This is a genomic window from Micromonospora trifolii (assembly GCF_050516465.1).
Classification (GTDB): domain Bacteria; phylum Actinomycetota; class Actinomycetes; order Mycobacteriales; family Micromonosporaceae; genus Micromonospora; species Micromonospora trifolii.
Window position 1 is genome coordinate 7,117,181 of record NZ_CP191526.1, and the last position, 23,771, is coordinate 7,140,951.

Annotated in this window: 22 protein-coding genes, 1 tRNA gene and 1 other RNA gene; 14 read left to right on the forward strand and 10 right to left on the reverse strand. The window is 70.5% G+C overall.

Features of this window, described 5'->3' with window-relative positions:
* Positions 1 to 46: 46 nt before the first annotated feature.
* Positions 47 to 1,159, reverse strand: a complete 1,113-nt coding sequence (locus ACQRWP_RS33230; RefSeq protein ID WP_430500071.1) for a GNAT family N-acetyltransferase — start codon at positions 1,157 to 1,159, stop codon at positions 47 to 49.
* Complete coding sequence (locus ACQRWP_RS33235) at positions 1,156 to 2,307, reverse strand: GNAT family N-acetyltransferase (protein ID WP_430500072.1); 1,152 nt, start codon at positions 2,305 to 2,307, stop codon at positions 1,156 to 1,158. Before ACQRWP_RS33235 ends, ACQRWP_RS33230 begins: the two co-directional genes overlap by 4 nt.
* 168 nt (positions 2,308 to 2,475) lie before the next feature.
* On the opposite strand from ACQRWP_RS33235, the gene secA reads away from it, so the two are divergent.
* The gene (secA, locus tag ACQRWP_RS33240; protein WP_430500073.1) at positions 2,476 to 5,400 is read left to right on the forward strand and encodes a preprotein translocase subunit SecA; all 2,925 of its coding nucleotides are present in this window, start codon (positions 2,476 to 2,478) and stop codon (positions 5,398 to 5,400) included.
* 134 nt (positions 5,401 to 5,534) lie between these two features.
* Here secA and ACQRWP_RS33245 read toward each other — a convergent pair whose 3' ends face one another.
* Both ACQRWP_RS33245 and ACQRWP_RS33250 read right to left on the reverse strand, forming a co-directional pair.
* Positions 5,535 to 6,131 (reverse strand): Rv3235 family protein, encoded by a 597-nt coding sequence (locus tag ACQRWP_RS33245; RefSeq protein WP_430500074.1) that lies wholly within the window; start codon positions 6,129 to 6,131, stop codon positions 5,535 to 5,537.
* Positions 6,132 to 6,330: 199 nt separating this feature from the next.
* Complete coding sequence (locus ACQRWP_RS33250; RefSeq protein WP_030490852.1) at positions 6,331 to 6,558, reverse strand: helix-turn-helix domain-containing protein; 228 nt, start codon at positions 6,556 to 6,558, stop codon at positions 6,331 to 6,333.
* 215 nt (positions 6,559 to 6,773) lie between these two features.
* Between ACQRWP_RS33250 and ACQRWP_RS33255 the strand changes: the two genes are divergently transcribed.
* Positions 6,774 to 7,283 (forward strand): DUF6912 family protein, encoded by a 510-nt coding sequence (locus ACQRWP_RS33255; RefSeq protein ID WP_430500075.1) that lies wholly within the window; start codon positions 6,774 to 6,776, stop codon positions 7,281 to 7,283.
* 65 nt (positions 7,284 to 7,348) lie between these two features.
* On the opposite strand, the gene ACQRWP_RS33260 is transcribed toward ACQRWP_RS33255, so the two are convergent.
* The gene (locus ACQRWP_RS33260) at positions 7,349 to 8,035 is read right to left on the reverse strand and encodes a Type 1 glutamine amidotransferase-like domain-containing protein (RefSeq protein ID WP_430500076.1); all 687 of its coding nucleotides are present in this window, start codon (positions 8,033 to 8,035) and stop codon (positions 7,349 to 7,351) included.
* Positions 8,036 to 8,108: 73 nt separating this feature from the next.
* The gene (locus ACQRWP_RS33265; protein WP_430500077.1) at positions 8,109 to 9,257 is read right to left on the reverse strand and encodes a hypothetical protein; all 1,149 of its coding nucleotides are present in this window, start codon (positions 9,255 to 9,257) and stop codon (positions 8,109 to 8,111) included.
* A gap of 291 nt (positions 9,258 to 9,548) precedes the next feature.
* Between ACQRWP_RS33265 and pruA the strand changes: the two genes are divergently transcribed.
* The 10 genes from pruA (at position 9,549) to ACQRWP_RS33315 (ending at position 18,334) form a co-directional block, all read left to right on the forward strand.
* Positions 9,549 to 11,177 carry an L-glutamate gamma-semialdehyde dehydrogenase gene (gene pruA / locus ACQRWP_RS33270; protein ID WP_430500078.1) on the forward strand — a complete coding sequence of 543 codons (1,629 nt, stop codon included), beginning with the start codon at positions 9,549 to 9,551 and terminating at the stop codon, positions 11,175 to 11,177.
* Between the two features lie 177 nt (positions 11,178 to 11,354).
* Complete coding sequence (locus ACQRWP_RS33275; RefSeq protein WP_091393967.1) at positions 11,355 to 11,870, forward strand: PadR family transcriptional regulator; 516 nt, start codon at positions 11,355 to 11,357, stop codon at positions 11,868 to 11,870.
* A 64-nt stretch (positions 11,871 to 11,934) separates the two neighbouring features.
* Positions 11,935 to 13,056, forward strand: coding sequence for a peptide chain release factor 2 (gene prfB, locus ACQRWP_RS33280; RefSeq protein ID WP_430500079.1), 1,122 nt, complete (start codon positions 11,935 to 11,937; stop codon positions 13,054 to 13,056).
* A gap of 118 nt (positions 13,057 to 13,174) precedes the next feature.
* Entirely contained in the window at positions 13,175 to 13,855 is a 681-nt protein-coding gene (ftsE, locus tag ACQRWP_RS33285) for a cell division ATP-binding protein FtsE (RefSeq protein ID WP_030331491.1), read from the forward strand.
* Between the two features lie 67 nt (positions 13,856 to 13,922).
* Complete coding sequence (ftsX, locus tag ACQRWP_RS33290; RefSeq protein WP_430500080.1) at positions 13,923 to 14,798, forward strand: permease-like cell division protein FtsX; 876 nt, start codon at positions 13,923 to 13,925, stop codon at positions 14,796 to 14,798.
* Between the two features lie 148 nt (positions 14,799 to 14,946).
* Positions 14,947 to 15,426: an SsrA-binding protein SmpB gene (gene smpB / locus ACQRWP_RS33295; protein WP_430500081.1), complete on the forward strand. Its 480-nt coding sequence runs from the start codon at positions 14,947 to 14,949 to the stop codon at positions 15,424 to 15,426.
* 104 nt (positions 15,427 to 15,530) lie between these two features.
* Positions 15,531 to 15,906: a transfer-messenger RNA gene (gene ssrA / locus ACQRWP_RS33300) on the forward strand.
* 69 nt (positions 15,907 to 15,975) lie between these two features.
* Positions 15,976 to 16,653: a hypothetical protein gene (locus ACQRWP_RS33305; RefSeq protein WP_430500082.1), complete on the forward strand. Its 678-nt coding sequence runs from the start codon at positions 15,976 to 15,978 to the stop codon at positions 16,651 to 16,653.
* 172 nt (positions 16,654 to 16,825) lie between these two features.
* Positions 16,826 to 17,335 (forward strand): hypothetical protein, encoded by a 510-nt coding sequence (locus tag ACQRWP_RS33310; protein WP_430500083.1) that lies wholly within the window; start codon positions 16,826 to 16,828, stop codon positions 17,333 to 17,335.
* Positions 17,336 to 17,380: 45 nt separating this feature from the next.
* A complete protein-coding gene (locus ACQRWP_RS33315; RefSeq protein ID WP_430500084.1) occupies positions 17,381 to 18,334 on the forward strand; it encodes a hypothetical protein in 954 nt (317 codons plus the stop codon).
* Between the two features lie 6 nt (positions 18,335 to 18,340).
* Here ACQRWP_RS33315 and mdlC read toward each other — a convergent pair whose 3' ends face one another.
* Positions 18,341 to 19,936 carry a benzoylformate decarboxylase gene (gene mdlC, locus ACQRWP_RS33320; protein WP_430500085.1) on the reverse strand — a complete coding sequence of 532 codons (1,596 nt, stop codon included), beginning with the start codon at positions 19,934 to 19,936 and terminating at the stop codon, positions 18,341 to 18,343.
* A 322-nt stretch (positions 19,937 to 20,258) separates the two neighbouring features.
* Here mdlC and ACQRWP_RS33325 point away from each other — a divergent pair, with 322 nt between their 5' ends.
* A complete protein-coding gene (locus ACQRWP_RS33325; RefSeq protein WP_112582369.1) occupies positions 20,259 to 20,849 on the forward strand; it encodes a YqgE/AlgH family protein in 591 nt (196 codons plus the stop codon).
* 88 nt (positions 20,850 to 20,937) lie between these two features.
* Positions 20,938 to 21,010, forward strand: a tRNA-Ala gene (locus tag ACQRWP_RS33330).
* A 136-nt stretch (positions 21,011 to 21,146) separates the two neighbouring features.
* Here ACQRWP_RS33330 and ACQRWP_RS33335 read toward each other — a convergent pair.
* The 3 genes from ACQRWP_RS33335 to ACQRWP_RS33345 form a co-directional block, all read right to left on the reverse strand.
* Positions 21,147 to 21,407: a YciI family protein gene (locus ACQRWP_RS33335; protein ID WP_430500086.1), complete on the reverse strand. Its 261-nt coding sequence runs from the start codon at positions 21,405 to 21,407 to the stop codon at positions 21,147 to 21,149.
* Positions 21,408 to 21,497: 90 nt separating this feature from the next.
* Positions 21,498 to 22,802: an ATP-grasp domain-containing protein gene (locus tag ACQRWP_RS33340; RefSeq protein ID WP_430500087.1), complete on the reverse strand. Its 1,305-nt coding sequence runs from the start codon at positions 22,800 to 22,802 to the stop codon at positions 21,498 to 21,500.
* Positions 22,795 to 23,760, reverse strand: a complete 966-nt coding sequence (locus ACQRWP_RS33345; RefSeq protein WP_430500088.1) for a hypothetical protein — start codon at positions 23,758 to 23,760, stop codon at positions 22,795 to 22,797. Before ACQRWP_RS33345 ends, ACQRWP_RS33340 begins: the two co-directional genes overlap by 8 nt.
* Positions 23,761 to 23,771: the final 11 nt, after the last annotated feature.

Here is a 23,771-nt window from a genome sequence, read left to right on the forward strand (position 1 = left end):
TCATGGAGTTGTGGTGGGGAAACGTCCACCACAACTCCATGGTCCGTCAGTGGAGGTCGGCGGGGAGAAGCGCGAAGGTCAGGTCGTCCAGACGGGCGCCGGCCAGCCCGGGCAGCCTGCCGCGCTGAACGGCCTCGCGCCGAAATCCGACCCGCTCCAGCACCCGGTGCGACGCGGTGTTGTCCGGCACCGTGCCGGCCGACAGCCGGGCGATACCGGCAGGGCCGAACGCCCAGCCCGCGAGCAACCGGACCGCCCGCGTCGCGTACCCCCGGCCACGCCAGTCCGGCAGCAACGCGTAGCCGACCGACGCCTCGCCGGCGGCCACGTCGGTGTACGACAACCCGCAACTGCCCACGGGCTCGCCGCTGGCCACGTCCGTGATCAGCAGCCGGGCGATCTCGCCGGTCAGCCAGCCGCTCTGCGCGAGACGACAACGCCGCTCCATCGCCTCGCGGGTCGGCGGCACCGGCGGCGCCTGGTTCGCCACCACCTCGGGTCGGCTGTGCAGCAGGTACATCAGCGCCGCGTCGTCCGGCGCGAGCGGGCGCAGCGCCACCACCTGGTCGGTGAGCACCCCGCCGGGCAGGTCGGGCAGCAGCCGGGCGGCCGGGCCGGGCGGATCACCGGCTACGCGTACCCAGGCCAGCAGATCGTGCCGGCCCGCGTCGCGGGACGCACCGGCCGACCGGCGCAGACCCTCGTAGCGGAAGCCGGCGGCCAGCGCGACCCGCTGGCTCGGGCCGTTCTCCGGTTCGGTGAGCAGCTCCAGTCGGGCCGCCCCGGCGTCGAACGCGTGCTCGCTCAGTGCGCGAGTCGCCGCGGTGGCCAGCCCGCGACCGCGCGCCGCCGGCCGCATCCAGTAGCCGATCTCCAGCTGACCCCGGGCGGGCACCGGGTTGTTCAACCCCACCGCGCCGAGCAGCCGATCGGTCGCGGGGTCCGCGACGGCGTACGCCGTGCCGCCGCCGGTCCAGGCCGCCGGGGCGCCGACGTCGATCCACCAGCGGGCATCGGTCTCGGTGTACGGCGTCGGCAGGTTCGACACGAACCGTTGAGTCAGCGGGTCCGCGCAGCCGTCGACCACGTCGGCGCTGTCCTGCGCGCGAAACGGGCGCAGCCGCACCCCGTGCGCCTCGACGACCGGCCGCAGACTCATCCCAGATCCTTCGGGAGGAGCGCCCCGACCCACACGTCCACCCGTTCGCCCCGGTGCTGCACACCGCCCCGGGCGGTTCCCTCGATCAGGAAGCCCGCCTTCTCGGCGGCCCGGCGGGAGGCCGTGTTGCCCACGTTCGCCTTCCACTCGATCCGCGCCAGGCCCAACGTGCTGAAGCCCCAGGCGCTGAGCGCGACCAGCGCGGCGGGCAGATAGCCCCGCCCCCGGGCCGTCGGCGCGGTCACGAAGCCGACGTCGGCCACCAGCGGGTCGGCGGGGGAGAGCCGCAGGTCGAGCGTGCCCGCGTACCGGTCGTCGGGGTCGGCGATCACGAAGCAGGCGGCGTCCCCCCGAGCCCAGGCGTCCCGGCCGTAAGCCTGGTAGCCCTGCGCGTCGGCGCGCTCGTACGGGTCCGGCACTGTCGTCCAGCGGATGGTTTCCGGGTCCTGGGAGGTCTGCACCACGGCGTCCAGATCCTGCTCCTCCATGGGCCGCAGACGCAGCTCGCCGGCCCCGGTCTCGGCGAACAGAACGGGCTGCGGGCGGCCGAAGACGGCGGCCCGCCGGGCGGCGAGGGTGCCCGGTCCGGCCGGCCCGGTCGACCCGGCGGCCGGCACCTCGCCGGGCAGCAGCGAGCCGATCCAGCCGTCCGCGCTGCCGTGCAGCGCCGGGTTTGCCAGCCGCAACCGGCCGTCGATCCGGAAACCGGCCCGGAGGGCCACCAGCCGGGAGGCGTGGTTGCCCACCTCGGCCTGCCAGATGAGCCGGCGAAGCCCGAGGGTGTCGAAGGACCAGCGGGCCACCGCCCGGGTGGCCCGGACCATCACGCCCCGACCACGCGCCCAGGGCGCCGTCCAGTAGCCGATCTCACCGGTGCCGTTCTCGTCGATCGAGATCAGTCCGCAGGAACCCAGCAGCTCCCCGGTGCTCGGTTCGCAGACCGCGAACGGTGCCCCGGTGCCCTCGGCCCAGGCCGTCAGGCTCATCTCGGCGACAAATCCGTGCGCGTGTTCCGGCCGGTACGGGCGCGGTACGGTGGTCCAACGCTGAATGTCCGGGTCCTGGCAGGCTCGGTGCACGGCCTCGGCATCCGTCTCTCGCCAGGGCCGCAGCAGCACGCCGTCTTCGATGATCTCCACGGGCTCCACTCGTGCATCCTGCCGTAGCGTTCGCCGACGGCGTAACCGGATAACGTTTGGGGCGTGGGCCGGACGCGAGTTATGTCGGGTTCGGCGGGGTCGAGCACCGCCACCAGTGACCATCGCGCCGATGGAGCGCCTACGATGGTTCGAGACTGTCTAGGGGAGCGTTGATCCGTGTCGATTCTGGAAAAGGTCCTTAACGCGGGCGAGGGCCGCATGGTGCGCCGGCTCAAGGCCATCGCCGCCGCCGTCACCTCGATCGAGGACGACTACGTCAACCTCACCGACGAGGAACTGGCCGGCATGACCGAGCAGTTCCGGGAGCGGCTCGACGAGGGTGAGACCCTCGACGACCTGCTGCCGGAGGCGTTCGCGGTGGCCCGTGAGGCGGCCGCCAGGGTGCTCGGCCAGCGCCCGTACGACGTCCAGGTGATGGGCGGCGCGGCGCTGCACTTCGGCAACATCGCCGAGATGAAGACCGGTGAGGGTAAGACGCTGACCTCGGTCATGGCCGTCTACCTCAACGCGCTCTCCGGCAAGGGCGTCCACGTGATCACGGTCAACGACTACCTCGCCCAGCGTGACGCGGCGTGGATGGGCCGGGTGCACGAGTTCCTCGGGCTGACCGTCGGCGTGGTGCTGCCCAACCGGCCGGCCACCGAGCACAAGGCCGCCTACGAGTGCGACATCACCTACGGCACCAACAACGAGTTCGGCTTCGACTATCTGCGCGACAACATGGCCTGGTCGAAGGAAGAGCTGGTCCAGCGCGGCCACAACTTCGCCGTGGTCGACGAGGTCGACTCCATCCTGATCGACGAGGCCCGCACCCCGCTGATCATCTCCGGCCCGGCCGAGCACTCGGCCCGCTGGTACGGCGAGTTCGCCGGCGTGGTGGCCCGGCTCCAGCCCGGCACCGACGGCGAGGGCGACTACGAGGTCGACCACTCCAAGCGCACCATCGCGGTGACCGAGCGGGGTGTCGCCAAGGTCGAGGACCGGCTCGGCATCGACAACCTGTACGAGTCGGTGAACACCCCGCTGGTCGGCTACCTCAACAACGCCATCAAGGCCAAGGAGCTCTACAAGCGCGACAAGGACTACATCGTCAGCGACGGTGAGGTTCTGATCGTCGACGAGTTCACCGGTCGCATCCTGCACGGCCGTCGCTACAACGAGGGCATGCACCAGGCGATCGAGGCCAAGGAGGGGGTGGAGATCAAGCAGGAGAACCAGACCCTGGCCACCATCACCCTCCAGAACTACTTCCGCCTCTACGAGAAGCTGTCCGGGATGACCGGTACGGCGCAGACCGAGGCGAGCGAGTTCAACAAGGTCTACAAGGTCGGCGTCGTGACCATCCCGACCCACCGCCCGATGGTTCGCGAGGACCGGCCGGACGTCATCTACAAGACGGAGAAGGCCAAGTTCAACGCCGTCATCGAGGACATCGCCGAGCGGCACCAGATGGGCCAGCCGGTGCTGGTCGGCACCGTCTCGGTGGAAAACTCCGAGATCCTCTCCCAGTTGCTGCGCCGACGCGGCATCCCGCACAACGTGCTGAACGCCAAGTTCCACGCCCGGGAGGCCGAGATCGTCGCCCAGGCCGGGCGTAAGGGCGCGGTCACCGTGGCCACCAACATGGCCGGCCGCGGCACCGACATCCTGCTCGGTGGCAACCCGGAGTTCCTCGCCGCGAACGAGCTGCGCCAGCGCGGCCTCGACCCGCTGGAGAACGAGGAAGAGTACGCCAAGGCGATGGAGGAGGTCCTTCCCACCTGGAAGCAGGCCTGCGACGCCGAGGCCGACGAGGTCTCCGCCGCCGGCGGCCTCTACGTGCTGGGCACCGAGCGGCACGAGTCCCGGCGGATCGACAACCAGCTGCGCGGTCGCGCCGGCCGGCAGGGTGACCCGGGTGAGTCCCGCTTCTACCTGTCCCTTCAGGACGAGCTGATGCGGCGCTTCCGGGCCGGAGCGGTCGAGGCGGTGATGGAGCGCTTCAACATCCCGGAGGACGTGCCCATCGAGTCGAAGATGGTCACCCGGCAGATCAAGAGCGCCCAGGCCCAGATCGAAGGCCAGAACGCCGAGATCCGCAAGAACGTGCTCAAGTACGACGAGGTGCTCAACAAGCAGCGCCAGGTCGTCTACGCCGAGCGGCTCCGGGTGCTCAACGGTGAAGACCTCTCCGACCAGGTCCGCAACATGATCGACGACACTGTCGAGGCCTACGTGCGGGGCGCCACCTCCGACGGCTATGGCGAAGACTGGGACCTTGAGCAGCTCTGGTCCAGCCTCAAGCAGCTCTACCCGGTCGGCGTGACGATCGAGGAGCTGGAAGAGGAGGCCGGTGGCTCCCGGGCCGGCATGGACGCCGACTTCCTGGTCGCCCGTCTCAAGGAGGACGCCAACGCCGCGTACGACCGGCGTGAGGAGCAGCTCGGCACCGAGGGGGTACGCCAACTCGAGCGGATGGTGCTGCTCCAGGTCATCGACCGCAAGTGGCGCGAGCACCTCTACGAGATGGACTACCTCCAGGAGGGCATCAACCTCCGGGCGTACGCCCAGCGCGACCCGGTGGTGGAATACCAGCGCGAGGGCTTCGACATGTTCGCCACCATGATGGACGGCATCAAGGAGGAGACCGTCGGTTTCCTCTACAACGTCGACGTCCAGGTGACCGAACCGGAGCCGGAGGAGGGGGCCGACGAGGTCACCCTGCTCGACAAGCCGGTGGAGATCCGGGCCAAGGGCCTCAACCAGGCACCGCGGCGGCAGGGCCTGCAATACTCAGCGCCCACCATCGACGGTGAGGCCAGCCCGGGCGCGGTCGCCGTGGAGCAGGCCCAGCAGCAGGCGCCGGCGCTCGGTGTGGGCCGACCGGCTCCGGGTGCTCCGGCGGCACCGGGGCAGAGCGCGCCGTCCGCTCCGCAGCGACCGGCATCCGGGCTGCGTGGCCCGACTGTTCCGTCGGCCGCCCGCCGGCCGGCACCGAACCAGGCGGAGGCGAGCAACGGCCCGTCCCGCAACGCGCCGTGCCCGTGTGGCTCGGGCCGCAAGTACAAGCGCTGCCACGGCGCACCCAACGGCGGCAACTGACCAACAGCACCTGCACCGAGAGCGTCTGCACCGACAGCAGCCGCACTGACAGCGTCTGACCGACGGGTCCCGGCCTACCCAGGCCGGGGCCCGTCGGTGTCGTTGAGCCCCGCCGACGACCGGGGCAGGTGTGGTCAGAGCACGTGCAGGGCAACGCAGAGCCAGCGGCCCCGGCGATGTTCGAGGCGCAGTGCCATCGCCCAACTGCGGCCGCCCGCGCCGGTGAGGACGGCTGCCGCCTCCACAGCGGTCTCCTGGGGCTCGCAGACTCGCAGGCGTAGCAGCCGGACCAGTGGTCGGCCGGTGCGGCGGCGGGATGTCCCGGCCCGGCCGGACGCGCGGGCGAGTTCGGTCAGCAGGTCGCCCGCTCGGGCCGGGTCGAGCAGCGCTCGCACCTGGGTCGGCGAACGGTAGCCGTTGACCACCTCCAGACAGGTGCCGACGAAGCGGTGCGCGGCTCGGGTGGTTTCCGGCGCGGTCGACGGCGGCAACGACGCGACCGGGTGGGTGGTGGTGGACCGGCTGGGCACCGGGCGCAGGGCCGCTCGCCGCTCCGGCGGCCGGACGGGGCTGGGTCGGGTGGAGGCGAACAGGTCGAGGGCGAGCTGACCGTCGGTCGGCGCCGGCCAGTACGACCCGTCGGTCTCGTCAACGTACGGCGGGTCGAAGGGCGGGACGGGGCGCAGCCGCACGGGGGGTCGGGAAGGACCGGGTCGCGCTCGGCTCATCATGGCCCCCTTGATCTTGCGTTTGCCTTCGTTTGCCTCCGACCAGTTCGAGTCTGAGCGACAGAATGGCCCCGGTCAATGGCTCGGTGGCAGCTCCGCCCGACAAAGCGCGTGATCCACTCGGGTTCCTTGATTTCGCGGGGTCCCAGCGGCCCTGATGCCCCGACTTCCGAAAAGCCGAGTGGATCAAGCCCTGCGCGGGCTATTCGGGGTCGCGGTCGACCAGCGGGTTGCTCTGCACCCAGTCTGCCGTCTCGTCATATTTGCGCGCTATGTACTCCTCCAGCCGGGCGCGCTCGACGCGCCACTGGCCGCGCCCGCCGATCTTGATCGCCGGCAGTTCTCCGCTGCGCACCATGTGGTAGACCTGCGAGTCCGACACGTTGAGCTCGGCGGCCACGTCGGAGAGCAGCAGGAACCTCGGCTCCACAGGAACTCCCGGGGTTGATGTCGTTTGGCTCAGTTTGCCACCGACAGCCCCCGCCGCCCAGCACCGGGCCGGGTCGGGGGCCGGGCCACCACGCGGGACACACCGGCTGGGAGCTTCCTCCGGACGGAGGCGGGGTGTATGACGGTCACGGCGTGCGGCATGATCTGCGCCCGTGCCGGCGGCCGCCGGTGGAGGACGACGCGGGGAGACGACCGGTGACCGACGAGCTTGTCCGGGTGTACGTGCCGGCGACCGTACCGATGCTGGCCCGGCTGCGTGAGGACGGCCTGGCCGCCGACCAGGCGCACGCCGTGACCCCGGCGCTGCGCGAGTGGTACGCCGAGGGTGACGAGGAGGAGTTGGAGTACGTCGCCTTCACCCGGGCTGCCCAGGACGCCCTGCACCTGCTCCGGGCCGACCCGACCGCTCCCCGCCGACGCGTCGTCGTCTCGGTCGACCTGCCGTCGGCAGCGATCGGGCGCGGCGACGGTGAGCTGGGCTCCAGCACTGTGACGTTGGCCGATGCCGTGCCGGTGGGCGCCGTCGCGGCCATCCACGTGGATAGCGCGGACGCGGCCGAGGAGATCGGCGCGGCGGCCGACGTGGTGGCCGAGGCGGTGGCTGGTGACCCGGACGCCCAGTTCACCGTCGACGGCGCCGAGGACCACGAGCTGGAGTGGTACGACGTGACGGAGCTGGACCAGCTGCTAGGCGCGACCGACTGAGCCGGACGCCGCCCCCAGCAGCAGCCTGAGCCGGACATTCGGCCCCGGCTGAAGGGACGTCTCGGTCAGGGGTTGATCAGTCTCCAGTTGCCTTCGGAGATGACGTCAACGGTGCCATCGACCACCTTGATGGCGGTGTTGTCGTCGATGGCGTAGGTCGGGACCGGGATTTCGGACGCCCACTTCTGGATGTGGGAGAGCGTGACGTCCTCCATGTCCGGATGATCGAGGTGGGGGTACAGCGTGAAATCCACCAGCCCCAGCGCCCGGTCGGCGTCCTGCGCCATGTCGCTGCCGTCAGGGACGAATCCAATGTCGAACTCGGCGTCGCAGTTGTACGGGGTGACCGCGATGCTCCCGGCGCTGACCCCCACATAAACCGTGTCAGTCAGCGACGGCAGGAGGTCGGCCAGGCCCGACTGGCGCAGCCAGTAGGTCAGGTACAGCACATCGCCGCCCCAGACGAGGATGGCATCGGCCTCCCGGACCGCCGGGACCCAGTTCTCTTCCCGAATGGTCGGCAGCGCGGTGAGCTCCAACAAACCCAGGGATTTCCAACCCAGCTGGCACAGCGGGATGTCGGCCCGGCCGTTAATCGCCTTCCACGCCCTCTCAGCTCCGCCGGGGAAGGGGTGGACAGCGGTGGGGATGAACAGGGCCGTGGACTCGGCGATCGGCTTGCCCAGCAGGTCGACGAGCGCGTCGGAGATGCTCGGGTTACTGATGCCGCCCGACGTGAGAAGGAACTTCATGAAATCCGCCTCTCTCGTGAAGCCACCACATGACGCGCGCACCCGATGCCGCTACCGGGGCTGAGGTCGGGCGTCAGCGAGCCGGGTCCGCCTTCGCCGGGTCCGCCTTCGCGGGGTCCGCGTCGGACGTCTCAGCCGCGTCGCCGTCGAATGTCTCGGCGGGGTCGGCGTCGAACGACTTGGCGTAGCCCGGCTTGTCGTCCTCCGGGGCGATCTGGTCCGCGACGGGGTTCGGGACGTCGGCCGGTTCGTCGTCGTCGCTGTGGGCCGGGCTGAGCGTGCGGCCGAACGCGATGAGCGCGGTCAGCGCCCCCACGAAGAGCACCCAGATGCCGTTGTCCACCCGCGAGGTGCCCAGCGAGGTCTGCGCCACGGCGTCCGCCTCACTGAGCGCGCTGGCGAGGTCGAGCAGCGACCGGCCGCCGATCCGGATGATCACTTCGGCGAGCAGCAGAAGGAGCCCAGGGCCGGCCCCGGCGAGCAGGTACGCCGGCCAGCGCAGCGCCGGGGTCTCCGGGTCGCGGCGGACGGCTCGACGCCGTGCCCAGGTCAGGTAGCCGAAGGCCAGTAGCCCGGCGAGCAGCCCGGCGACGAGCGATTCGGTACGGGACACCCACTTGGCCGCGTTGATCAACGATTCCTGGCTGTCGCCGGCACCGAAGAGGTCGAACAGCGGGTCCCGGGCGCGGCTGAACGCGACCACGAAGATCAGCGTGCCCAGCGCGGCGGTGACCACCGCACCGATCGCCGGGGCGGTCCGTGCGCCGGCCAGCGCGCCTCCGATGATCGCCGCGGCCGCCGTGGTGCCGGCGATCACGTTGGTGGTGGACGTGTCGAAGTAGGTGAGGTTGATGGCCACCGCGGCAGCGAGCCCTACCAGCATTCCGCCGCCGATCGCCCCGGCGAAGCGCAGGGTGGCCCAGTCGCCGTACCGGCGGGCCAGCAGGTTGCCACCGGCCAGCGCGACGGCCGCCCCGGCCACCAGCGCGGCCGAGATCACGCCGGGCAGGGCGAACGCGGAGAGGCTGATCGCTGTGACCCCGGCCGCCGCCGAGGTGATGGCCTCCCGGGTGGACCAGAGCATGGCGGCCAGCCAACCGAGCGCCAGCAGCGCGAGCACTGCGGCGCCGGGGGCGGGCAGCGGCCGACTGCCGGCGCTGGCCGCGTCGACCGCCGGCTCGTCCGACTCAGCGGCCGGGACGCGGCCGGGCTGCTTGGTCATCGTCTCCCCTTCGAGGCGGCAGGTCACCGACCATTCAGGGTACGCGGGCCCGCTGGGCTGCCTGTCGCCCCGGGACAGCGGGACGGATCGAGGCCGGTCGGTAAGGGGAGGAGGGGTGGGGCGGTCCTTGGCACAGGGCGGTGGCGGACGTGGGTCGCGTGGCCCGTCGTGGGAGAATCACGGGAGGTCCCGCCGCTGCTCGGCCTCCCGTGTGGCGTCCGGTGTCCGGCCATCCGGTCGGTGCCCGCGGGTCCGGTTTCGCCACTGCTGTCGAGATCGCCAGGAGCCTTGATGGATGCCGTGTTCTCCGTTCCCGAGCCGCGTAACGAGCCGGTTCGCAACTACGAGCCGGGCAGCCCCGACCGGGACCGGCTCCAGCGGCGGCTGACCGAACTCGCCGCCGAGCGCATCGACCTGCCGATGACCATCGGCGGTGAGCAGCGGATGGCCGGCGGTGACCCGATCAACGTGGTGCAGCCGCACAAGCACGCCCACGTGCTGGGGGTGACCGCGCACGCCACCCACGACGACGCGCGCGCCGCGACCAAGGCGGCCAAGGACGCCGCGCCGATGTGGCGGGCGTTGCCCTTCGAGGAGCGCGCCGCGATCTTCCTGCGCGCCGCCGAACTGCTCGCCGGTCCCTGGCGGGACACGCTCAACGCCGCCACCATGCTCGGCCAGTCGAAGACCGCGATCCAGGCGGAGATCGACGCGGCCTGCGAGTTCATCGACTTCCTGCGGTTCAACGTGCACTTCGCGCGTCGCCTGCTCGAGGAGCAGCCGGCGTCCTCGCCCGGCGTCTGGAACCGCTTCGACCACCGCCCGCTGGAGGGCTTCGTCTACGCGGTCACCCCGTTCAACTTCACCGCCATCGCCGGCAACCTGCCGTCGGCGCCGGCCCTGCTGGGCAACACGGTGGTCTGGAAGCCGGGCCCGACCCAGCAGTTCGCCGCGCACTTCACCATGCGGCTGTTCGAGGCCGCCGGCCTGCCGCCCGGCGTGATCAACATGGTCACCGGCCGGGGCGAGGAGGTCTCCGATGTCGTGCTCGCCGACCCGGATCTGGCCGGCATCCACTTCACCGGCTCGACGAAGGTCTTCCAGCAGTTGTGGCGGACCGTGGGCGACAACATCTCCCGTTACCGGGGCTACCCGCGGCTGGTCGGCGAGACCGGCGGCAAGGACTTCGTCGTCGCGCACACCAGCGCCGACGTGGACGCGCTGCACACTGCGCTGATCCGCGGCGCCTACGAGTACCAGGGCCAGAAGTGCTCGGCGGCCTCGCGGGCGTACGTGCCGCGCTCGATCTGGGAGGGTGGGCTGCGGGACCGGCTGGCTGCCACCGCGGACTCGCTGACCTACGGTGACGTGGCCGACTTCGGCAACTTCGGCGGCGCGGTGATCGACGACAAGGCGTTCGCCCGGCACACCGCCGCGCTGGAGCTGATCGCCGGCGACGACAGCTGCCGGGTGCTGGCCGGTGGCACCGCCGACGACTCGGTCGGCTACTTCGTGCGACCGACGCTCTTCGAGTGCGGCGATGCCGCCCACGAGACCTTCACCACCGAGTACTTCGGGCCGATCCTGGGCGTGCACGTGTTCGACGACGCCCGGTTCGACGAGGTGGTCGCGCAGGCCGAGTCGATCGCCCCGTACGCGCTGACCGGCTCGGTGTTCGCCACCGACCGCCGGGTCGTCGAGTCGGTCGGCGAGCGCATGCGGTACGCGGCCGGCAACTTCTACATCAACGACAAGCCGACCGGCGCGGTGGTCGGGCAGCAGCCGTTCGGTGGCGCCCGCGCCAGCGGCACCAACGACAAGGCCGGCTCCTGGCTCAACCTGGTCCGCTGGGTCTCCCCGCGGACGATCAAGGAGACCTTCGTGCCGCCGACCGACCACACGTACCCCCACATGGGCTGACCGGCGTCGACCCGCCGGCGGCGCGCGTGGGCGCCGCCGGCGGACGCCCGGAATGTGGCAATCCATCGATAGTCCTCAACGGACAGTCTGCCGCCGACAGTGCACTTAGGAAGTCCTGTCGGGTGGCAAACCGGCAAATCCTGGACGCCGGGTGCGCAAAGTGGCAGCGTAGTGGGCATGGCGGATTCCGGAGTCAACCCTACGGCGGCGGCCCTGCTCGGCCTCCTCCATGAGGGCCCGATGACAGGCGGTCAGTTGATGGCCGCCGCTGAGCGCCGTCTGGCGCCGTACTGGTCGATGACCCGCAGTCAGGTGTACCGCGAGTTGCCGGTGCTGGCTGAGCGGGGTTTCGTGCGGCTCGGTAAGCCGGGCCCGCGGATGAGCCAGCCGTACGCACTCACCGCCAGCGGAAAACGGACGTTTTCCCGCTGGCTCGCGGAGAACCCGGGGCGGGACACCATCCGCAACCCGATAGCGCTCCGGATGGCCTTCGGCAACCTGCACTCCGCCAGCCAGCTGAAGGGCCTGTACGCCTCGGCCAACGAATACCACACCGAGGCCCTCGCCCAGGTCCGGGAGCAGGTGAAGAACGCCAAACGGGACGGCGAGACGTACGACGCCAGCGCGCTGGAGTTCGCCGTCGCCTACCACCGGGCGGCCCTGTCGTGGTTGAAGTCCGCCCCCGTCGGGTGACGTCCGGCAGATTCGCCGACAGCAAACGCGCTGCTCCGGCAGCGGCACAGTACGCTTGTCTGTCGTGACCGCTGCCGATTACGCCGAACAGCTCAAGGAACTCGACGCGACCCTGCGAAACATCGAGGCCGTCCTCAACATCGACCGTCTGCACGAGGACAAGGCCCGCCTTGAGCAGGAGGCCTCCGCCCCCGACCTGTGGGACGACCAGGCCAAGGCCCAGCAGGTCACCTCGCAGCTGTCGTACGTCAACGGCGAGATCAGCAAGCTGGGCAGCCTGCGTTCCGGCCTCGACGACGCCCAGGTGTTGCTGGAGCTGGCCGAGGCCGAGGCCGACCCGGGTGTGCTGACCGAGGTCGAGTCGGAGATCACCGGGCTGACCAAGGCCATCCAGGAGATGGAGGTCCGCACCCTCCTCTCCGGCGAGTACGACTCCCGGGAGGCGCTGGTCGCCATCCGGGCCGGCGCGGGTGGCGTGGACGCCGCGGACTTCGCCGAGATGCTGCTGCGGATGTACCTGCGCTGGGCGGAGCGCCACGGCTACCCGACCGAGGTCTACGAGACCTCGTACGCCGAGGAGGCGGGCCTCAAGTCGGCCACCTTCGCGGTCAAGGTGCCGTACGCGTACGGCACGCTCAGCGTCGAGTCGGGCACGCACCGGCTGGTCCGGATCAGCCCGTTCGACAATCAGGGTCGTCGGCAGACCAGCTTCGCGGGCGTCGAGGTTCTGCCGGTCACCGAGCAGACCGACAGCATCGACATCCCGGAGAACGAGGTACGGGTCGACGTCTACCGCTCCTCCGGGCCGGGTGGGCAGAGCGTCAACACCACCGACTCGGCGGTGCGCCTGACGCACATCCCGACCGGCATCGTGGTGACCTGCCAGAACGAGAAGTCCCAGTTGCAGAACAAGGCCTCCGCGTTGCGGGTGCTCCAGGCCCGACTGCTGGAGCGCAAGCGCCAGGAGGAGCAGGCCAAGCTCGAGGGGCTCAAGGAGAACGCGGCCGGCTCGTGGGGCGACCAGATGCGCTCCTACGTCCTGCACCCGTATCAGATGGTGAAGGATCTCCGAACTGAGCAGGAGACCGGCAATCCGAGCGCGGTCTTCGATGGCGAGTTGGACAGCTTCATCGAGGCGGGTATCCGTTGGCGCAAGCGTCGGCAGCTCGCTGGCGACGGTGCGTGACGGCGCGCGGGCGGAGCGCGTCGTCGATCTCCAGGTAGAAGCCTGATTCGACGACTCGTGCCGGATCGGCGGGGCGTGGGGCTTGGCTCAGTTGTTACACCGCGTAGACTCACCACCCGTGATTCAGCTTGAGCAAGTGACGAAGACGTACCCGAAGGCGTCCCGGCCTTCGCTCGACAACGTGTCCGTCTCGATCGAGAAGGGCGAGTTCGTCTTCTTCATCGGTCCATCCGGCTCCGGCAAGTCCACGATCATCAAAATGCTGCTGCACGAGGTGGCCCCCAACAAGGGGCGCGTCGTCGTCAACGGCAAGGACGTCACGTCGATGCGCTCCTGGAAGCGACCCCACTTCCGGCGCTCGATCGGCTGCGTCTTCCAGGACTTCCGGCTGCTGCCCAACCGCACCGCCTACGAGAACGTGGCGTTCGCCCTCGAGGTGATCGGCAAGACGAAGGCGGTTGCCCGCCGGGTCGTGCCGGAGGTGCTGGAGCTGGTCGGGCTCGGTGGCAAGGAGCACCGCTACCCGCACGAGCTCTCCGGTGGTGAGCAGCAGCGGGTCGCCGTTGCCCGGGCGTTCGTGAACCGTCCGCTGATCCTGCTGGCGGACGAGCCCACCGGAAACCTGGACCCGGACACCTCGATCGAGATCATGCGCCTGCTGGACCGGATCAACCGCACCGGCACGACCGTCGTGATGGTCACCCACGACTCCAACATCGTGAACCAGATGCGCCGCCGCGTCGTTGAGATTGAGAGCGGTCGCATCGTGCGTGACCAGGCCCGCGGCGTCTACGGGTGAGCCGGCGCTCCACCCCTGCGCAGCCTGACGACGAACACCTCATGCCGGAGACCCGGAGGAAATCCCGATGCGCGTGAAATACGTCCTGTCCGAGGTACTGGTCGGACTGTGGCGCAACGTGACCATGTCCATCGCGATGATCATCACGATGGCGGTCTCGCTGACCATGCTCGGCGCCAGCGGTCTCATGTACCGCCAGGTCGACGACATGAAGGACCTCTACTACAAGAACATCGAAGTCTCGATCTTCTTGACCCAGGAGGTGACCGAGCAGGAGCGCACCGACCTCCAGACCAAGCTCGATGGCGACCCCCTGGTCAAGGACGTCTTCTACGTCAACAAGGACGAGGCGTACAAGCGCTTCAAGGAGATGTACCAGGACGCGCCGGACCTGGTGAACGCCGTGAAGCCGGACCAGCTGCCCGAGGCGTTCCGGCTCAAGCTGAACAACCCGGAGCAGTACAAGGACGTCTACGACCAGTACAAGGACACCGCGGGCGTCGAGGAGATCATCGACCAGAGTCGACTGCTCGACAAGATCTTCAACATCCTCACCTCGATCCAGAACATCGCCCTGGCTGCCGCCATCGTGATGGCGATCGCCGCCCTGCTGCTGGTCGCGAACACCATTCAGGTGGCCGCGTACAGCAAACGGCGTGAGGTGGCGGTCATGAAGCTGGTCGGCGCGTCCAACTGGTTCATCCAGGCGCCGTTCGTGCTGGAGGCCGTCGTGGCCGGCCTGATCGGTTCACTGCTCGGTCTGGTGGCCCTGGTCGCGGCGAAGTACCTGCTCTTCGACGGGTCGTTGAGCGCGTTGCAGGGTCTGCTCTCGCCGATCACCTGGGGCGACATCCTGTTCATCTTCCCGCTGATGGCTGGCGTCGGTGGTCTGGTCAGCGCGGGCACCGCCTGGATCACCCTGCGCTTCTACCTGCGGGTCTAGGCACCGTACGGGTCGTCCCGTCGTCTCCCGAGGACCCTCCCGCAGCCGGAAATAAACGGCGCGGGAGGGTCCTTGTCATTCGGGTAGCATGATCGGTTGTCCGGCCGGGGTGAACCCGGCCGCGGACGGAGGAGAGGGGGTGGCACCGATGCCACGGGAAAAGGGGCGCAAGGTGGTCGCCTCCAACAAGAAGGCGCGTCACGACTACGCCATCTTCGACACGTACGAGGCGGGCATGGCGCTGACCGGCACCGAGGTCAAGTCGCTTCGAGCCGGGCGAGCGTCACTTGTCGACGCGTTCGCGCAGGAACGTGACGGCGAGTTGTTCCTGCACGCGATGCACATCCCGGAGTACACCCAGGGCACCTGGACCAACCATGAGCCCCGGCGTACCCGCAAGCTGCTGCTCAACCGGGGCGAGATCGACAAGCTCCTCGGCAAGACCCGCGAGGGCGGTTTCACCATCGTCCCGTTGCAGGTCTACTTCTCGGACGGCTGGGCCAAGGTCGAGATCGCCCTGGCCAAGGGCAAGAAGTCGTACGACAAGCGTCAGGACCTCGCCAAGCGGGACGCGGACCGGGAGATCGCCCGGGTGTCCGGTCGACGCGGCAAGGGCATGGACGACTAGTTCATCCTGTTTGTCCGGGTCGGCGTGCCGGCCCGGGGCTCGGGATGAAAGCTGTTGCGGCAGGCGTTAGTCTTGTCAGTGCCGCCACATCGGCGGCCTGTCGAGGGGGTGACTGGTTTCGACTTCGTACGCAGCGACAGGGGAAGCGAGCCGAGGAAGCCGACGTCGTCTCGAGAATCGGTCGTCGGAACTTTATAAGCGCCAATAACCAACGCGCTGACTTCGCTCTCGCCGCCTGAGGCGAGTAGCTAAGTCTGTCGGTCTGGGAACGCCTTCGTCCCAGTAGCCGGCATCAGCTAGGAGGCTGGCCAATCGGACCCGGTCGCGGGGTCCGTGCGGCGAGATTAATCAGCGACTGGGCCCGTCACACCAACTTGCTCGCGTGAGCGGTGGGGCCGAGTAGAGGCACAGCGAGCTGCGCTCGGAGAAGCCCTGACAAACCGGCGAAGGACCCGGGTTCGATTCCCGGCACCTCCACCACCTCGAACGAAGCGCCCCGGCCCACCAGCCGGGGCGCTTCGTTGTTCGCGGGGTCTTACGCTGCCCCCTGTGACCAACCAGGAGATGCGCCTGTCGGTCGGCGCGTCGCCCGGCCAGCGCGTCGTGGCGGTGGCGGCCGGCGTCCTCCTCACGGCCGTCGGCGCGGCGTTCGTGGCGCTGCCCCTCGTCGCCGACGGGCTGTTGCGCCGACTGACCGGCCCGGGTGACGCGTTCGCCTCCTATGAGGAGGCTCGCGACCTGCCACCGGGGCTGCTGCCGCCCGCGCTACGCGACTCAGCCGTCCCGAACCAGTCCGGTCCCAGCCCGTTCATCGGCCTGTGTGGCCTGCCCTTCGTCCTGCTCGGCCTCTACCTGGTGCTGCGGGTGCTCCGCACGGCCGCCTGGCTGGACGGCAGCCGGGCACGGGTACGCGGTGCGCTGCGCACCCGCACCGTCGACCTGGCCACCGCCCGAATCGAGTCCGGCGCGGTGTCGTACCGCGAGGCAGGCGACGAAGGTCCGGCCGGCGAACCGCAGGTGCGGGCCATCCTCGCGACCGACCCGGGGAGTGCCCGGGGGGTCACCATCCCGCTGCGCGGCATGGGGCTGCCCGTGCTGCCGCCGTCCGAGCTGCGGGCGCTGGCCGAGGCGATCACGACGGGTCGACCAAGCGACGAGCGGGCCGGCGATGCGCGCGTCGTGGCCGATCACCTGCGCCGACTGGCACAGCGCCCGTCGACCGACTGAGGCGGTCGTACGTCCCAGAGGGCCTGTGCGGTGCTGAGGGCGGCACCAGCGTGGCTGATGGGGTCGGTGGGCACAACGGGGCAGAAGAGACGGCTCAGGGCCCTGGACAGGGCGTGCCGGGCAGCCTCACCATCGCGGTATGGGGTAGCAGCGCCGCCGCGCGGGAGGTGCCATGGTCACCGGTCCGGTCCAGCAGCCGTCACTCGTCACCCGACCGCGCGTCGCGCATCCAGCGGGGCTACCCGCCGATCCACATGCCATCGGTCTACCCGGCGAGCCGCGCCCGGCCGGCCTCGCTGGTGACGTGCACGCCTTCGGCCGGGCCGTCGCCGTCGCCAGCATCGAGCCGCGTTGGCGCGAAGACGTTCTGCTTCGGCTGCGTCCGGTGCGCCAGGGCTTCGCCGAGCACGTCCGGGTCACCGAGGGCTCCACCGGCCTCTACCGGGAGTTGCTCACCCAGTCGCCGCGACTGGTCCACGGCGTGCGGCTGCTGACCCGGGAGCACGTGGCGATCGTCGCCGCGATCCTGGCGGTCCAGCAGGTCGCTGAGCGGCCCGGGACGCACCCCGATGAGCTGCGGCACCGGGCCGGGCACCTGCTGCGGCGGTTGGCCCGGCATCGGCGGCGCGGCGCCGACCTCCTCTGGGAGGCGTACCAGACGGATCTGGGTGGCGAGACCTGAGCCCAGGTCGGGAACCGGCCGGTCGGCGGAGGCGTCGAACCGTACATGAATCGGCCTGCTCTGCTGCTCGTACTCCCGTTGCTGCTCGTGGCGGGCTGTGCCGCGACCGACGCCGGTCCGGCCGGCGGCCCGCGCAGCCCGACGCGCGGCGCGGAGGCGTTCGACCAGCGGGCCGCTCAGGTCGCCGAGGCGTGGCGGCCCGGCCCCGCCTGGCGCACGGGCTACGTGCCGTTGGAGGGGCCGACCCTGCTCACCGGCGACCCGGGCTTCACCCCCGAGACCGAGGCAGCCTTCCGGGCCGGGTGGTACCGCGAGCAGGTCGGCATACCGCCCACCCGGGTCGGCGGCGAGATCCAATTTCCGGACGGACGGCTGACGCTGCCGTTGGTCAGCGCCGCCGAGGCGTACCGGCAGCTCGACCAGGGTGACCCACTGCCCTGCCCGGGGCGGCCGAAGCAGCCCGGCCGGCCAACCCCCGGCGGCCCCACCGTCGAACCGGGGCCCGACGGGTGGGCCACGAGCAGCACGCAGACCGCGTGTCTCCCGCTCACCGTCACCGGTGTCACGTTCGGCGCCGTGCCGGTGCGCACGAGTCGGGGCGTGGCGCAGGTCCCGGCCTGGCTGTTCACCATCAAGGAGCTGGCCACCCCGGTGGTCCGGCTCGCCGTCGCGCCGACGGCGGTCACCCCCGTCCCCGAGCCCACCGCGCCGGCCCGGCCGCTGCCGGACGGGTTGGTGGCGGCCCAGGACCTGGCCGCCGTCGACGGCGCCCGGCTGACCGTGCGGCTCGGCGTCGGCGCGTGCGACACCGGGATCATGCCGTTGGTGTGGGAACGGCCGGACGTCGTGGTGGTCGGTGGCGGCGTCACCCGGGCCACCGGCGAATGTATCGCCCTGCTGAAACTGGAGCCGGTCACCGTCACCCTCGCGGCGCCGCTGGGCAGCCGGCCGGTGCTGGACGTCTTCACCGGTGCCCCGCTGTCGATCGCACCGCGCTGACTCGGCTCAGAGGATGCTGGGCACGTCGGTGCTGATCGGCACCGGCAACACAGTGGGCCGGTCGGCGCGCAGCCCGGTGGCGAGCGCCGCGCCGAGCTGATCGGGGGTCTCCACCACCTGCGTGGCACAGCCGTAGCCGGCCGCGATCGCGATGACGTCCAACCCCGGCAGGTCCAGGCCGGGTACCCCGGGAGTGTGCTTCAGCTCGGCGAACGCCTTGAGGATCGCGTACTGCTGGTTGACCGGGACGACGACCACCACCGGTAGTGCCAGGCGCGCGGCCGTCCAGAGCGCCTGCACCGAGTAGTGGAAGGAGCCGTCGCCGATCACCGCCACCACCGGGCGACCGCGCCCGGTGTCCCGCTCGGCCAGTGCGATGCCGATCGCCGCCGGCAGGCCGTAGCCGAGTCCGCCGCTGGCCATCGTGAAGTACGACGCCGGGCGGGTGATCCGCAGCTGACGACGCAGCGCGGAAAGATTGGATGGTGACTCCTGGACCAGCACGCCGTCGGTCGGCCAGTGTGCGGCCAGCGCGGCGAACAGGGCGTCGGCGCTCAGCGGGCTGTCGACCTCCGGCGGTGGCAGTGCGTCCCGTCGCGAGGGTGCCGGCCGGTCGCTCGGCGGCACCCGTTCGACAAGCGCGGCCAGGGCCAGCCCCGGGTCGCTGAGCAGGCTGTCACCGACCGGGGCTCGCGCGGCCTCGTCGGGGTCGTCCGTGATGTGCAGCAGTCGGGCGCCGTCGGGCAGGTGCCCGCCCGGCACGTACGGGTAGTAGCGGAACACCGGGGCGCCGACAACCAGTACCGTGTCGTGCCCGCTCAGCGCCTCGGCGAGCGGACCGATCGCGTACGGCAGCACGCCGCGGAAGTGCGGGTGGTCCTCGGGGAACACCGCCCGCTCGGTGGCGGGTGCTGACCAGACCGGCGCGGCGAGCCGCTCCGCCAGCGCGACCGCGGTCGACCAGCTCGCGGAGCGGTCCACCCCCGGCCCGTACACGAGCACCGGGTTGCGGCTGCCGGCCAGCACCCGGACGAACTCCTCCAACCGCTGCGGGTCCGGCGCGAACCGCGTGGCCACCGTTCGCGGCGCGGGCGGCGGGTCGGCTGGCTGGGCCCAGTCGTCCATCGGCAGGGAGAGGAAGACCGGCCCGGCCGGCGGCTGCACCGCCGTCGCGTACGCCCGCAGCATCGCCGCGGGGATGTCCTGCGCCCGGGCCGGCTCGTAGGCCCACTTCACGTAGGGCTGCGGAAGCTCGGTGGGTCGGCGGCTGGCCAGCCGGGGTTCCAGGAGCAGCATCTCCCGGGTCTGCTGGCCGGCGGTGACGATCAGCGGAGTCTTGTTGTGCCAGGCGGTGACCAGGTTGCCCATGCCGTTGCCGGTGCCCGGGGCGGTGTGCAGGTTGACGTGGGCGGGCACTCCGCTGGCCTGGGCGTAGCCGTCGGCCATCGCGACGGCCGTCGCCTCGTGCAGCGCGTGGACGTAGTGGAAGTCGGCGGGGAAGTCCTGGAGGAACGTCTCCTCGGTGGAGCCGGGGTTGCCGAAGATGGTGGTCATACCGAGGGTGCGGAGCACGTCGTACGTCGCGTCCCGGACAGTTGCCATCGCCACCCGCCTCCGTGTCGCGGGCAGGGGCAACCGCGGTCGCCCTCCCGATCAGCCGAATCTATCGGGATGTGACGGACCTTTCGGGCGTTTCTCGGCCGCCGGTGGTCCCGATCGGTCGATCACCGGGAGGTCCGCCGTCGGGTGCTTCGGCCCTTCGTCTTAACTGTCCGATCACCCGCCGGCCAGACCTTAGCCAGCACCCAGCACGCAGGCTATGGTGCCAGGCATGGCGTTGACAGGGCGGCTGAACCCGATGCGGCGGGCGGATCCGGTCGATGACCGGCCCCCGGCGCGGGCTCACGGTTGACGGGTGTGTGGCATGCAGGGAGAGGGCCAGGCGATCGGCGGACGAGCGATGGAGTCGATGACCGGGCGGCTGCTGGTCGCGACTCCGGCGCTCAAGGACCCGAACTTCGACCGTACGGTGGTGCTGCTGGTCGCCCACGAGCCGGGCGGCGCGCTCGGCGTGGTGCTGAACCGGGCCACCGAGGTGCCGGTGGCCGAGGTGCTCGGTGACTGGAGCGACCTGGCCCGCCACCCGGCGGTGCTCTTCGAGGGTGGCCCGGTGCAGCCCGACTCGGCCATCTGCCTGGCCCGGATGCGGCACCCGATGCGCCGGGTGAAGGGCTTCCACCAGGTTTCCGGGGCGGTCGGCACGATCGACCTCTCGGTCGACCCGGAGCGGCTGCGGGAGAGCATCGGCGGCATCCGGGTCTTCGCCGGCTACTCCGGCTGGGGCAGTGGCCAGCTGGAGCAGGAGATCGCCGACGGGTCCTGGTTCGTGCTGGACGGGCTGCCCGGGGACGCCTTCGTCGACCGGCCCGACGACCTGTGGCCGATGGTGCTGCGCCGGCAGGGCGGGATGATGGCCGCCGTCGCGCACTTCCCGCCGGACGTGGCGCTCAACTGACCCGGCTCGGCGGGGGACCCCGCGAGATGACCATGCGGGCCGGTCTGTGTATAGTTTCCCAGTGCCCGGGCGACCGGGACGACAGCAAGGGGCCGTGGCGCAGCTGGTAGCGCACCACACTGGCAGTGTGGGGGTCAGGGGTTCGAGTCCCCTCGGCTCCACCCTTGAGAAACGCCCTGGTCGGGATAATCCGACCAGGGCGTTTTGCTGTTGCTGGCGGTGCCGCCGCAGCGTCGTGCCACCCCTTCGCCGGCGGCCAGTGGTGCCCAGATGGGTAGCCGGGGCACCCTCGTCCGGCTACCGAACGATCGGTGACCACTCCCGCTGGCTGGCGATCGTCACCCCGACGGTCCGGTAATAGGGGTCCTCGGCGACGACAGCGGCGAACGCTTCGGCGTCCGGGACGTCGAAGATCAGCAGTGCTCCGGAGTCATCGGCGAACGGCCCGGCCATGACCAGCCGGCCCTCCTGGTGCAGGGCCTGGAGACGCTCCCGATGCGCCGGTCGGGCGGCGAGCCGGTCAGGTTCGTCGCCGAAGGACAGCTCCAAGATGAACACCGGTTCCTCCTCATCGGGGCGATCTTTCGAAGGACCCTAGTCGATCCGGCGCGTCACCACCGTCTTGTCGGGGACGCCCGTCGACGGTGGTCACGGATCGACGATGATGTCGATCGCCGCGCTCACCTGACGCTCCAGGTCGTCGAGGTCGTCGAGGGTCGGGGCGTCGATCAGGAACGTCACACCGCGGTCACCGGATTCGCGCAGCTCACCGAGGCGTGCCCCGCGTTCCTTGAGCACGATGACGTGGCGCAGGGCGGGCGGGTCGTCGGCTTCGCCCGGTGTGATGACCGGCCACGGCTGCCCCTCCGGCACCCACTGCGGCTCCACGCTCGGCCAGCGCAGCTTCACGTCCTGCAACGTTCCGGTCGGCTGGGGCAGGTAGACCTGGCGGGCGTACCGCCGGGGTGGGGGGTGCGCCGCCGGCTCGTCGAGCGCCACCTCCATGATCGTCTGCTCCAGCGCCCGACCGGTCACCAGGTGGTAGAGCGGCATGATGCCGTCGCCGGGAGTACGGGCGGCCACCTCCATCAGGACCGGCCGGCCGTCCCGGTCGAGGCGGAGTTCGGTGTGCACGATGCCGGCGACCAGACCGAGCCGGCCCACGATGTCGCGGTTGGCGGCGAGCAGCTTCTCGTGCTCCGCGCCGGGAGGCGCGGGCACGGTGTGGGCCATCTCGACGAACCAGTCCGAGCCGTCCTCGGTGGTCCGTTTCTGGGTCGCCGACTCGAAGACGATCCGACCGTGTTGGACGACCGCCTCCACCGAGTACTCGGCGCCGGTGACGTACTCCTCGACCAGCAGGGTCTCCGCCGCCGGGTACTCGGTGAGCAGCGCGGGCAGGGCCGCGGGGTCGCGCACCGCCTGGACCCCGGAGCTCGACCGCCGGCCCGAGGGCTTCAGCACCGCCGGGAACCGGACCGAGCCCACGTCGAGCCCGGCGCGCCCCTGCGGTGGGACGACGACCAGTCGGGGGCTCCACTGCGGCAGGTAGAACCGTTGCAGGTACTTGTTGCGGCACACTCGCGCGGCGCGTACGCCCGGCCCGGGCAGGCCGAGCGCATCCGCCACGATCCCGGTCTGCTCGACGAGCATCTCACCGGCGGCGTAGACCCCGACGATGTCGTACTCCTGCTGCCAGCGCTGGACGTGGGCGACCACACCGGAGGTGAAACTGCCCTCGATGCCGACCTCGCCGGTGACGAAGGCCGCGTCCGTGAGGTACGTCCCGGGACCCTCGCCCCGGGCCATGGCGGCCGTCGTGTCGGCCCTCCACTGTTCCGAGGTGATCAGCAGGATCCGCAGCCCCCGACCGGCGAGGTCGGCCAGGAAGCCCCAGTTGCGGGCGATGACGCGGTAACCGCCGAGCAGCAGGAAGGCGCGGGCCTCACTCATAGCCGTACTGCTCGAGGATGTCGCCGAACAGCTCGGTGAAACGGGCCTCGTTGCGCTTGGTGAACCGCTCCCGCCAGGTGCCGGTGGTGCCCCGAAAGAAGCTCCAGGAACTCTGGTCGTAGACCTTGCCGGCGACCTCCTCGGCGTCCGCGGTGGACCCGACGTGGATCAGCAACCGGTCCACGGCCTCGAGCTGGCGTTGCCGGGACCCGCCGCCGCGCTCCCCGACCAGATCCTCGTAGCTGACCTTGCACACGTCGGGGTGGCGCAGCAGCCACAGCCCCCTCTCGAACTGGTCGCGGCCGAGGAAGGACGTGTCCCGCATCGCGTAGTCGAGCTTCTCCTCCCAGGTCGGCAGGGAGGTCAGGATGCGGTGGAAGATGTCGAACTCGTAGAAGTTGCCGTACCCCTCGCGGGTCCGCCCCTCCAGGAAGTTGACCATGGATACCAGGGCGTCGCGCGGGTCGCGGTAGTTGTAGACCAGCGGTGGGGTGGCGGTCTCCACCCACTCGGCGAAGAACGACCCGTCCACCTTGCTGATGTCCAGCTCATGGAAGATCCAGCAGAGCCCGGCCGGGGTGTCCGCGAACCGGGAGTACGGCAGGTGCGGGTTGGTGATCACCGAGTCGGCGAAGTCGAAGCGGGTCTGCCCGTACCGGTTGACGACGTGCTGGCCCAGTCGGCGTTGCCAGTGCCAGCCCAGCGCGGACCAGGCCTCCTGGGTGCGGAGCAGATACTCCTCAGTGCCCTCCAGCTCGAGCAGCTCGTCGTAGTCGGCCTTCGACAGGGTGAGCGCGGCGATCTGACGTCGTTGCACTTCGGTGAACTCCGGGGTGTTGCGGGGGGTCGGCCGGGGCACCCCGGCCATCTTGTACCCCAGGTTGGTCATCAGACCCTGCATGAGGTGGGTGCCGGTCTTCTGCAGCGAGATCACCATGGCACGAGGGGCCAGCGGCATGTCGGTCTCCC